Source organism: Rhizobacter sp. LjRoot28 (genome assembly GCF_964253025.1).
GTDB lineage: Bacteria > Pseudomonadota > Gammaproteobacteria > Burkholderiales > Burkholderiaceae_C > Rhizobacter.
This window is the reverse complement of sequence record NZ_CAXUQC020000001.1, coordinates 4,726,388-4,735,878: the sequence shown is the minus strand read 5'-3', so window position 1 is coordinate 4,735,878 and position 9,491 is coordinate 4,726,388. Positions and strand designations below refer to the sequence as shown.

Below are 9,491 nucleotides of genomic sequence, written 5' to 3'. Positions count from 1 at the left end.
CCTACGCGCGCCAGCGGCCAGTCGTCTCGTCCAAGATGTAGTGACGAAAGACGCCGACATGCAATCGATCCGGCGTTTGCTCATGAATGAACGCCTCGCCAATGACCATCTCGGCGCCACCGTCGAGGTAGACCATTACTGGAATCTTCTCGCCACCACGCAGCGCCTTGCTGATGTCAATGCCGACTTCGCCAAGGAAGTCAGGGTTTGAGGCGACCACCTTGTATGCGCTGATCATGACGTCGGACGCGGAGCAGAACTCCGGACCGTCTACGAGTCGCATGCGAGCAGGCACATCACGCATTGGCAATATCCCCTTTGTCTGCGACGAAGTCTCGCACATCGACTTTTCCGCTAGGCACTCCATGGATGGCCCCTTTCGCCGTGCACAGCGGACGCCGCTTCACGCTGACAGCGGGCGTTCGTCAGTTCAATGGGAACTCTGCGATGTGTACTCACGAATGACATCCTGCTGCGCGTCGAAGTGCCCGTAGTCGTACGCGATGGCTTGCTTGTCCAAGCAGGCGGCCAACTGGGTGCACCAATCCTCAACTGTGCCGAGAGGGATGCCGTAGCCGCTTGCGTCTACAGTAAACGGAGAATCCGGCGCAATGTTTCCCACGTATCGAAGATGGAAGTGAGCATACGGTTCAAACAGGGTCAGCTTCCACGGCCCCACAACGACCGGGATGCCTGCCGCGCTCAGAAGTTGAGCCAAGTCTTCCTTGGTGGCGCCGTAGAAGACATTCCCCTGAACGAACGAGTCGGACTCACTCACCTGCGCCCCCAAGTTGACAAGCTTCCGAATCATAGTGGTTCGACGGGCGACCGCTTCCGCTGCATAGCAGCCCCCCCGCCAACGTCCCGTTGCAGCCCCTCACACCCCGATATACCGCTCCCACAGCGCCGGGTCGGCGGCGAGCGTGGCGGAGTCGCCCTGCCACACCACGCGGCCGCGCTCGATGATCGTGTGTCGGTCAGCGAGGCCGACGAGTCGCTGCACGTACTTGTCGATCACGAGGATGGCCTGGCCCTCGGCGCGCAGCTGCGCGAGGCAGCGCCAGATCTCCTCGCGCACCAGCGGCGCCAGGCCCTCGGTGGCCTCGTCCAGCACCAGCAGGTGCGGGTTGGTCATCAGCGCGCGGCCGATGGCGAGCATCTGCTGCTCGCCGCCCGAAAGCTGGTCGCCGCGGTGGCTCGCCCGTTCCCGCAGCCGCGGGAACAGCGCCTGCACGCGTGCGAGGGTCCATGGGTCACGCCGGCCACTGCGGTTGGCCGCGAAGGCGACGAGGTTCTCGTGCACCGACAGATTGGGAAAGACATGCCGCCCTTCGGGGACGAGCGCGAGGCCGAGGCGGGCGATGCGGTCGGGTGCCAGGCCGTCGATGCGCTCGCCGCGGAAGCGGATGGTGCCGGCGCGCGGCGGCGTGAGCCCCATCAGCGAGCGCACCGTCGTCGTCTTGCCCATGCCGTTGCGCCCGAGCAGCGTGGCCACCTCGCCCGCCTGCACGCAGAGGTCGATGCCGAACAGCACCTGGCTCGGCCCGTAAGCGGTCTGCAGGCCGGCGATCTCCAGCAGCGCGCTCATGCCGGCACCTCGTCGCCGAGGTAGGCGCGGCGCACCTCGGGATGGGCGCGGATCTCGTCCGGCGTGCCGCTCGCGACGACCCGGCCGGACACCAGCGTGGAGATGCGATCCGCGAGGCGAAACACCACGTCCATGTCGTGCTCCACCAGCAGGATGGCGACCTCGCCGCGAAGCCCCTGCAGCACGGCCATCATGCGGGCCGTCTCGTCGGGGCCCATGCCGGCCATCGGTTCATCGAGCAACAGCAGGCGCGGCGCGGTGGCGAGCGCGAGGCCGACCTCCAGCTGGCGTTGCTCGCCGTGCGACAGCTCGCCGGCGATGCGATCAAGCTTGTCGGCGAGGCCGACCCGCGCCGCGACGGCGTCCGCCGCGGCGAATCGTTCGCCCTCGTCACGCGCCGCACGCCAGAAGCGCAAGCTGGTGCCGGTCCGCGCCTGCACGGCGAGTGCCAGGTTGTCGCGCACCGGCAAACGGTCGAACACGTTGGTGACCTGGTAGGAGCGGGCCAGGCCCGCACGCACGCGCCGCGGCATCGCCCAGCCGGTGATGTCGTGGCCTGCAAAGGCAATGTGGCCTTCGTCCGGCGCCAGTGCACCAGCGATCTGGTGGATGAGCGTCGTCTTGCCCGCGCCGTTCGGGCCGATCAGGGCGTGCACCTCGCCAGGCTGCACCGACAGGCTGGCGCCGTCGGTGGCGCGCAGGCCACCGAAACGCTTCACGAGGCCCTCGATGCGCAGCAGCGGCGCCGTCATGCCCGGGCCTTTCGCCACAGGCTCATCAGCCCGTTGGGGGCGAGCAGCACCACGCCCAGCAGCACGGCCCCGAGGATGAACTTCCAGTGGGTGGTGTACGGGGACAGCAGCTCTTCGAGCAACAGGAACACCGCGGCACCGACGAATCCGCCGTACAGGTGCCCGACGCCGCCGAGGATGACCATCATCATCAGCAGGCCTGACTGGTGCCACTCGAGCAGCGAGGGACTGACGAAGCCCCCCTGGTTGGCGAGCAGCGCCCCGGCCAGTCCCGCGAGCGCGCCGGCGAGTGTGAAGGCCACGAGCCGATGGCGGTAGACCCTGAACCCGATCGCGGCCATGCGCAGCTCGTTGTCCCGCATGGCCTGCAGCGCGTGGCCGAAGCGGGCATTGAGCAGCCGCTGCACGAGCACGAAGGCGGCGGCGAACAGCACCAGCGTGAGCAGGTAGAACACCGTGCCGTCGCCCAGGTCCACTGCCTCGGCCACCGTGGAGCGCATCATCAGCGACAGGCCGTCCTCGCCGCCATAGGCCTTCAGCGAGGTGACGAGGTAGTACAGCATCTGCGCGAAGGCGAGCGTGATCATGATGAAGTACACGCCGCGGGTGCGCAGGCTCACGGCGCCGACCAGCGCGGCCAGCGCCGCACTCACGGCCACCGCGGCGGGCCAGGCGATCCACGCCGACGACACGCCCTCCTGCATCAGCACCGCCACCGTGTAGGCCCCCGAGCCCACGAACGCGGCATGACCGAAGCTCACCAGGCCCCCGAAGCCGAGGATCAGGTTGAGGCTGGTCGCGGCCAGGCCGAAGATGAGGATGCGGGTGGCGAGGCCGAGGTAGAACTCCTGCCCGCTCGCCTGCAACACCCAGGGCAGTCCGGCGAGCAGCACCAGCAACGCCACCGCGGGGCCTGCGCGCAGCGGGTGGTCGAGCGGTGAGGCCGATGCGGCGGGTGGGCGGGCCGGTGCCTCGGGCGCCGTGGGGGCGATGTCAGCCATGCGCGGGAAACAGCCCTTGAGGCTTCCAGAAGAGCACCGAGGCCATCAGCAGGTAGATGAGGATGGAGGCCAGCGCCGGCGCCACGTCGGACGCCGCGGCCGGACCGGCCAGCTGTTGCAGCAGCGGCGGCAGCAAGGCCCGCGCGGCCGTGTCCACCACGCCGATCAGCAGCGCGCCGATGAAGGCGCCCCGCACCGAACCGATGCCCCCGATCACGATCACCACGAAGGCGAGGATGAGGATGTTCTCGCCCATGCCCACCTGCACGGCCAGCAACGGGCCCAGCATGCCGCCGGCCACGGCGCACAGCGCGGCACCGACGCCGAACACGGCGGTGAAGAGCCGACGCACGTCGACGCCCATGGCGAGCGCCATCTCGCGATCGGACGCACCGGCGCGCACCTGCATGCCCACGCGGGTGCGCGTCACGAGCGCCCACAGGGCCAGCGCCACCGCCAGGCCGACGCCGATCACCAGCAGGCGGAAGGCGGGATACGAAAACCCGGGAAGCAGCTCCACCGGGCCGGCCAATGCGGCAGGCGGATTGAGGGTGAGCGGCTGCGAGCCCCAGATCCAGCGCACCGCCTCGTTGCACATCAGCAGGATGGCGAAGGTGCCCAGTACCTGGGAGAGGTGATCACGCCGGTACAGGCGTCGCAGCACGGTGAGCTCCAGCAGCATGCCGAACACGGCGGTGCCCACGATGCCGGCCAGCAGGCCCAGCCAGAACGAGCCCGAGGCGCCGGTGGCCGCCGCGATCAGGTAGGCCCCGACCATGTACAGCGAGCCGTGCGCGAGATTGATCATGTCCATGATGCCGAAGACGAGCGTGAGCCCCGCGGCCAGCAGGAAGAGCATGAGCCCGAACTGCAGGCCGTTGAGCGATTGCTCCAGGACGAGGATGCCCGTCATCGGCAGCGGCCCCGCTCAGGACGGCATCTTGCAGCTGCCGACGTAGGCGTCGGCATGGGCCTTGAACACCGTCCCCATCGTGCGGTTGGTGATGCGGCCCTGGCTGTCACGGGTGATCACGCGCAGGTAGTAATCCTGCACCGGATGGTGGTTGGTGTTGAAGCGGAAGGGGCCGCGGACCGACTCGAAGCGGGCCGCTTCCAGCGCCCGGCGCAGCGCCTTCTTGTCGTCCAGGCGCCCCCGCGTGTCACGCACTGCGCCGTCGATCAACCGCGCGGCGTCGTAGCCCTGGGCGGCGTACAGGGTGGGCAGGCGGCCGAACTCCTTCTGGAAGTCGGCGACGAAGCGCTTGTTGGCCGCGTTGTCCAGGTCGTGCGCCCACTGCGAGGTGTTGAACATGCCGAGCATCGGCTCGCCGACCGCCCGGATGACGTCCTCGTCGCCCGAGAAGCCGGGACCGAAGAGCGTCATCTCCTTCGACAGGCCGGCGCCCACGAACTGCTTGATGAAGTTGATGCCCAGGCCGCCGGGCAGGAAGATGTAGGCCGCATCCGGCTTGGCCGCGCGGATCTTGGAGATCTCGCTGCCGTAGTCCAGCTGGTTGAGGGGCGTGAACGCCTCGGACACCACCTCGCCCTTGTAGAAGCGCTTGAAGCCGGCGAGCGCGTCCTTGCCGGCGGGGTAGTTCGGGGCCAGCAGCGCCACGCGCTTGAAGCCCTTGTCGGTGACGGTCTTGCCCATCGCCTCGTGCTGGTTGTCGTTCTGGTAGGCGACGTTGAAGTAGTACGGGTGGCACTGGGCGCCGGCGAGCTGCGAAGGCCCGGCGTTCGCGCTCACGTAGAAGGTGTTGGCCTGCAACACCGGCGGCGCCACGGCCAGCAGCAGGTTCGAGAAGACGATGCCGGTCATGAAGTCGACCTTGTCGCGCTTGAGCAGGCGCTCGGCCGACTGGCGCGCGACCTCCGAGTTCTGCTGGTCGTCGACGACGATCACCTCGGCCGGCAGGCCGCCGAGCTTGCCACCGGCATGCTTCACGGCCAGCTGGAAGCCATCGCGGATGTCGATGCCCAGGCCCGACCCGGGGCCGGACAAGGTGCTGAGCAGTCCGATCTTCACGCTGTCCGTGGCCATGGCGTTGAGGGTCGCGGCCGTCAGCAGGGTGCCCAGGACGAGACCCCGAACCAGGGGAGCGAACGACGCGCGCGCGGACAACTTCATGGCGGACCCTTTCAACAGGTGGTGGACAGGCACAACTGCGGCCGGCGCGCCGCGGTGGGCGATTGTCCCTGATGTCGAGAAGCGACCGCTTTTTCACGCAGACAGGCTTTGCGTGAAATTAGTCGCTGCGCCACCCGCATGCACGCCCGTGCGACACGACAAGCGGCACCCCCCGAACAGGGGGGTTTGTGGAAAGATCAGCGTTTACCCTCAGTGGTCCCACGCGCCCATCAGGTGCGGTCGGGACAGGTCCAGGAGACACCCCTTGAAGTACATGCTGTCCGGCCTGCTGGCCGCCCTCGCCATCGCGTCCACTCCGGCCTCGGCCGACATCATCATCGGCCAGACCTCCGGGTTCTCCGGCCCCGTGGCCGCTTCGGTCAAGGAACTGACCGAAGGCGCCCGCCTCTACTTCGATGCGGTGAATGCCCGCGGCGGCGTGAACGGGCAGCGCATCGAGCTCGTCAGCATGGATGACAAGTTCGACCCCAAGCTGGCCGCCGAGAACGCCCGCCAGCTGATCGTGGAAAAGGACGCGCTCGCCCTCTTCCTCAGCCGTGGCACGCCGCACACCGAGGCCATCGCCCCGCTGCTGACGCAGCACAAGCTCGCCCTGGTGGCCCCGAGCACCGGCGCGATGGTGCTGCACAAGCCCGTCAACCCGTACATCTTCAACGTGCGCGCGCCGTACCAGCGAGAAGCCGAGCGCGTCGTGCGCCACCTGAGCCTGATCGGCCAGGAGCGCATTGCCATCCTCCAGGTGGACGACTCCTTCGGCAACGACGTGGCAGCGGGCGCCGAGACCGGCTTCTCCGGCGTGGGCAAGAAGCCCATCGTGCACGCCAAGTTCGACCGCACCAAGCCCGACTTCAGCCAGATCGCCCCGCAGCTGGTGAAGGCCGAAGCGCAGTCGGTGCTCATCATCGGCACCGCCAACGCGGTGTCGGACGCGGCCAAGGCCATTCGTGCCCTGGGCTCGCGCGCCACCATCGTCACGGTGTCGAACAACGCGTCGGTCGGCTTCATCAAGCTGATGGGCCCGCTGGGCCACGGCACCATCGTCACGCAGGTGTTCCCGTACGAGCGCTCGATGGCCGCCCCGATCGTGAAGGAAGCGTCCGACCTGGCTCACGCCAAGGGCCTGGACGGTGTGTCGCCCTCGCACATGGAAGGCTTCGCGGCCGCCAAGGTGCTGGTCGAAGGCCTGAAGCGCGCCGGCCCCAAGCCGACCCGCCAAGCGCTGATCGCCGCCCTGAACGGCCTGCAGAAGATCGACATCGGCGGCATGGAGCTGAGCTACAGCCCGACCGACCACTCGGGCCTGGTCTACACCGACATGTCCATCATCAGCGAAGACGGCAAGTTCCGCCGCTGAGCACCCGGCGCGCGGCATGCCGCGCGCTTCGGGCGTCCTGCCTGGACGCTCGGTGATGTTTCCCGGACGCGGCGCCATGCGGCGCCGCGTGAGCCGCCGGACACTGGCCTGGGGCGCGACCTGCGCTCCGCCAGCAAGGCGCGACCGGCCGGCGCCGCTGGACCGTTCCCACGGCCGCGAGGAAACGCCATGCCAGTGCACTTCGCTCCGCCCCACGCCGCCCCGTCGCCCGGATCGGCCCGTCTTACGCTTCTGGAACCGGCCACTGCGGCCGCGCCGGCCGCCGCGCTGCTGGAGCGCATTGCCCGCGGCAGCGGCCAGGTGCCGAACATGTTCAGGGTCGCGGCGCACTCGCCGGCCGCACTGCAAAGCCTCTGGGGATCGTTTGCCGCATTGGCGGGCGGGGTGCTGCCGGTGGCGCTGCGCGAGCGCATTGCACTCGCCATCTCGGCGCGCAACGCCTGCGACTACTGCCTGGACGTGCACACCCGGCTCGCGCGCCAGGCCGGGCTGCCCGACGACGAGCTGGATGCCGCCCGGCGCGGCGAATCGGCCGACCCGCAGGCGGCCATGGCCGTTCGGTTCGCGCTCGAGCTGCTGACCAAACGCGGCGCCGTGTCCGCGGATGAGGTCGGCGCCATGCGGGCCGCGGGCTTCAGCGATGGCGCCCTGGTGGAGATCGTGGCCCACGTGGCGCTCAACGTGTTCGCCAACCATGTCAACATCGCGTTCGACGTGCCCCTGGACACCCCGCCCTCACGGCCCGACCTGCTGCCATGACCGACCACCCACTCTCGTGCCTGGCAGTGCGCCACCTCGCGTTCGAGGACCTGGGCGGCTTTGCACCGGTTCTCGTCGAGAAGGGCTACGACATCACCTACCGCGAGGCCGGCATCGACCGCCTGGACATCCCGGACTGGCTGGCCCCCGACCTGGTGGTGGTGCTGGGCGGGCCCATCGGCGCCTACGAAACCGACCGCTACCCCTGGCTGGCCCACGAGGTGGCAGGGCTGCAGGCGCGCCTCGCAGCGGGCCTTGCCACGTTGGGCGTCTGCCTGGGCGCGCAGCTCATGGCCTCCGCGCTCGGCGCGAAGGTCTTCCCGGGGCCGGCCAAGGAGATCGGCTGGGCGCCCCTGACGCTCTCGCCCGCCGGCCACGCTTCACCCCTTGGTGCGCTGGAGGATCAAGCCGTGCTGCACTGGCACGGTGACACCTTCGATCTGCCAGCGGACGCGGAGTGCCTGGCGTCCACGCCCTTGACGCCGCATCAGGCCTTCGCCGTCGGATCCACCGCGCTGGGCCTGCAGTTCCATGCCGAGGTCGATTCCGCCCGCATCGAGGCCTGGCTGGTGGGCCACACGGGTGAACTCGCACAGGCGGGTGTTTCGCTACCGGCCTTGCGCGAGGCGAGCGCGCTTCACGGCGCGGCCGCCCTGCGGGCCGGTCAGGCCTTGTTGGCGCGGTGGCTCGACGGGCTGCCGCGTCACCGCGGATGAGCGCGGGCGCCGCGGCACACCGCCCGGCCCTACCGTCCGCGCAGGCATCGGGAGGCCAGCGCGGCGGGCGGCAAGCGGTCGGTTAAGGTGGGTTCCCGATGTGATGGCCCACGGAGGTTGACGTGGCTTTCCGAACCCTGCTGTACCGCTACTTCTTCTTCGGCTGGCTGTTCCACGACGTGAACCGTGGCAACACCTTCGAGCGCTCCGCGGCCTGGCGCCACAACCGCACGCAAGCGCGCTGGCTGCCCACGTACATGCGGCGCTGGACCGTGCTGGGCGGGCTGCTCTACCTCGGCGGCATCGTGCTCGAGCACGCCTTCGCCGCGCCGGTGCTGTCGAGCTTCCTGTACATGCCCTGGGTGTTGACGATCAGCTTCAATGCCACCGCCTTCGTGGCCTGGGCCGGGCTCAAGTCCCTGCCCGGGCCGCTTCAGTAGCCGATCTCGACGCGGTAGCCCCGGAATTCGAGCACCGCCGACTTGAGCTTGATCTGCCGGAGCTTCAGGTCACGTCCGAGGGCATCGCCCTCATGGAAGACCTGGCCGTTGAACACCACCATGCGGTCCGCGGCCCGCTCCGAATACATGGCACCGCTCACCGCGAGCTTGGGAAAGTCGCGCCGCACGCCCTCGGGGAGTTCGTCGAGGCGATAGACGCGCTCGCCGGCGGCAACGGCCGGTGCCGGCGCCGGGTTCACGATCGCGATGCCGGGCGGCAAGGCCGGCTTGGCCGCCGCCGTCGCGGGTGCGGGCGGTGGCGGCGCAGCGGGTTTCACGGGCTCGGGAAGCGGCGGCGGAAAGACCGGCAATGCATCGACGCTGGGGGCCGGCGCCGTCGGCGGAGGAGAAGCAGGTGCGGGCACTTCGGGCACCGCGGGGGCCGGCGCTGTCGTGGCGACCGGAGCGACCGCCACGGCGGGCGTGACCGGGCCTGTGCTGCGCCACCAGGCAAAGGCGCCGGCTCCGACCAGCGCGATGCCGAGCCCGCACAGCACCCAGACCCAGGGGCGAGCGGCCAGCGGCGGCGCATCGTCGGCGTCGCGCTCGGTCTCGAGCAGCACGGCCGGTTCGGCCTGGGCGACCGGTGCGTCCACGCCGCGCCGTTCGGCGTCGGCCTTGCGAAGGGCATCGAGGATGTAGGACATG

General features: G+C 69.4%; 12 protein-coding genes. 4 read left to right on the top strand and 8 right to left on the bottom strand.

The window, feature by feature from the left end; all coding sequences use genetic code 11:
* Position 1 precedes the first annotated feature (1 nt).
* The 7 genes from ACSQ2F_RS21680 to ACSQ2F_RS21650 all read right to left on the bottom strand — a co-directional run bounded on the left by ACSQ2F_RS21680 (position 2) and on the right by ACSQ2F_RS21650 (position 5,472).
* Entirely contained in the window at positions 2 to 238 is a 237-nt protein-coding gene (locus tag ACSQ2F_RS21680; protein ID WP_436026310.1) for a hypothetical protein, read from the bottom strand.
* Between the two features lie 192 nt (positions 239 to 430).
* Complete coding sequence (locus ACSQ2F_RS21675) at positions 431 to 778, bottom strand: hypothetical protein (RefSeq protein WP_436026309.1); 348 nt, start codon at positions 776 to 778, stop codon at positions 431 to 433.
* A gap of 99 nt (positions 779 to 877) precedes the next feature.
* Complete coding sequence (locus ACSQ2F_RS21670; RefSeq protein WP_436026308.1) at positions 878 to 1,588, bottom strand: ABC transporter ATP-binding protein; 711 nt, start codon at positions 1,586 to 1,588, stop codon at positions 878 to 880.
* Positions 1,585 to 2,340, bottom strand: a complete 756-nt coding sequence (locus tag ACSQ2F_RS21665) for an ABC transporter ATP-binding protein (protein WP_436026307.1) — start codon at positions 2,338 to 2,340, stop codon at positions 1,585 to 1,587. Before ACSQ2F_RS21665 ends, ACSQ2F_RS21670 begins: the two co-directional genes overlap by 4 nt.
* Positions 2,337 to 3,341 carry a branched-chain amino acid ABC transporter permease gene (locus tag ACSQ2F_RS21660; RefSeq protein ID WP_436026306.1) on the bottom strand — a complete coding sequence of 335 codons (1,005 nt, stop codon included), beginning with the start codon at positions 3,339 to 3,341 and terminating at the stop codon, positions 2,337 to 2,339. Before ACSQ2F_RS21660 ends, ACSQ2F_RS21665 begins: the two co-directional genes overlap by 4 nt.
* Complete coding sequence (locus tag ACSQ2F_RS21655) at positions 3,334 to 4,254, bottom strand: branched-chain amino acid ABC transporter permease (protein WP_436026305.1); 921 nt, start codon at positions 4,252 to 4,254, stop codon at positions 3,334 to 3,336. The genes ACSQ2F_RS21660 and ACSQ2F_RS21655 overlap by 8 nt, the downstream gene beginning before the upstream one ends.
* 15 nt (positions 4,255 to 4,269) lie before the next feature.
* The gene (locus tag ACSQ2F_RS21650) at positions 4,270 to 5,472 is read right to left on the bottom strand and encodes an ABC transporter substrate-binding protein (RefSeq protein ID WP_436026304.1); all 1,203 of its coding nucleotides are present in this window, start codon (positions 5,470 to 5,472) and stop codon (positions 4,270 to 4,272) included.
* Positions 5,473 to 5,746: 274 nt separating this feature from the next.
* Here ACSQ2F_RS21650 and ACSQ2F_RS21645 point away from each other — a divergent pair, with 274 nt between their 5' ends.
* From ACSQ2F_RS21645 to ACSQ2F_RS21630, 4 genes are all read left to right on the top strand, one after another.
* Positions 5,747 to 6,847 (top strand): ABC transporter substrate-binding protein, encoded by a 1,101-nt coding sequence (locus ACSQ2F_RS21645; RefSeq protein ID WP_436026911.1) that lies wholly within the window; start codon positions 5,747 to 5,749, stop codon positions 6,845 to 6,847.
* Between the two features lie 189 nt (positions 6,848 to 7,036).
* Positions 7,037 to 7,627, top strand: a complete 591-nt coding sequence (locus ACSQ2F_RS21640) for a carboxymuconolactone decarboxylase family protein (protein WP_436026303.1) — start codon at positions 7,037 to 7,039, stop codon at positions 7,625 to 7,627.
* Complete coding sequence (locus tag ACSQ2F_RS21635; protein ID WP_436026302.1) at positions 7,624 to 8,343, top strand: glutamine amidotransferase; 720 nt, start codon at positions 7,624 to 7,626, stop codon at positions 8,341 to 8,343. Before ACSQ2F_RS21640 ends, ACSQ2F_RS21635 begins: the two co-directional genes overlap by 4 nt.
* Positions 8,344 to 8,465: 122 nt before the next feature.
* The gene (locus tag ACSQ2F_RS21630) at positions 8,466 to 8,783 is read left to right on the top strand and encodes a hypothetical protein (protein WP_436026301.1); all 318 of its coding nucleotides are present in this window, start codon (positions 8,466 to 8,468) and stop codon (positions 8,781 to 8,783) included.
* On the opposite strand, the gene ACSQ2F_RS21625 is transcribed toward ACSQ2F_RS21630, so the two are convergent.
* Positions 8,777 to 9,490 carry a general secretion pathway protein GspB gene (locus ACSQ2F_RS21625; protein WP_436026300.1) on the bottom strand — a complete coding sequence of 238 codons (714 nt, stop codon included), beginning with the start codon at positions 9,488 to 9,490 and terminating at the stop codon, positions 8,777 to 8,779. The two genes, ACSQ2F_RS21630 and ACSQ2F_RS21625, sit on opposite strands and share 7 nt — an antisense overlap.
* Position 9,491: the final 1 nt, after the last annotated feature.

Bases quoted from the DNA above. Each gene is read 5' to 3' on its own strand.
- ACSQ2F_RS21625 (WP_436026300.1), bottom strand. From the start codon at position 9,490: ATGTCCTACATCCTCGATGCCCTTCGCAAGGCCGACGCCGAACGGCGC.
- ACSQ2F_RS21655 (WP_436026305.1), bottom strand. From the start codon at position 4,254: ATGACGGGCATCCTCGTCCTGGAGCAATCGCTCAACGGCCTGCAGTTC.
- ACSQ2F_RS21660 (WP_436026306.1), bottom strand. From the start codon at position 3,341: ATGGCTGACATCGCCCCCACGGCGCCCGAGGCACCGGCCCGCCCACCC.
- ACSQ2F_RS21635 (WP_436026302.1), top strand. From the start codon at position 7,624: ATGACCGACCACCCACTCTCGTGCCTGGCAGTGCGCCACCTCGCGTTC.
- ACSQ2F_RS21670 (WP_436026308.1), bottom strand. From the start codon at position 1,588: ATGAGCGCGCTGCTGGAGATCGCCGGCCTGCAGACCGCTTACGGGCCG.
- ACSQ2F_RS21640 (WP_436026303.1), top strand. From the start codon at position 7,037: ATGCCAGTGCACTTCGCTCCGCCCCACGCCGCCCCGTCGCCCGGATCG.
- ACSQ2F_RS21680 (WP_436026310.1), bottom strand. From the start codon at position 238: ATGATCAGCGCATACAAGGTGGTCGCCTCAAACCCTGACTTCCTTGGC.
- ACSQ2F_RS21665 (WP_436026307.1), bottom strand. From the start codon at position 2,340: ATGACGGCGCCGCTGCTGCGCATCGAGGGCCTCGTGAAGCGTTTCGGT.
- ACSQ2F_RS21650 (WP_436026304.1), bottom strand. From the start codon at position 5,472: ATGAAGTTGTCCGCGCGCGCGTCGTTCGCTCCCCTGGTTCGGGGTCTC.
- ACSQ2F_RS21645 (WP_436026911.1), top strand. From the start codon at position 5,747: ATGCTGTCCGGCCTGCTGGCCGCCCTCGCCATCGCGTCCACTCCGGCC.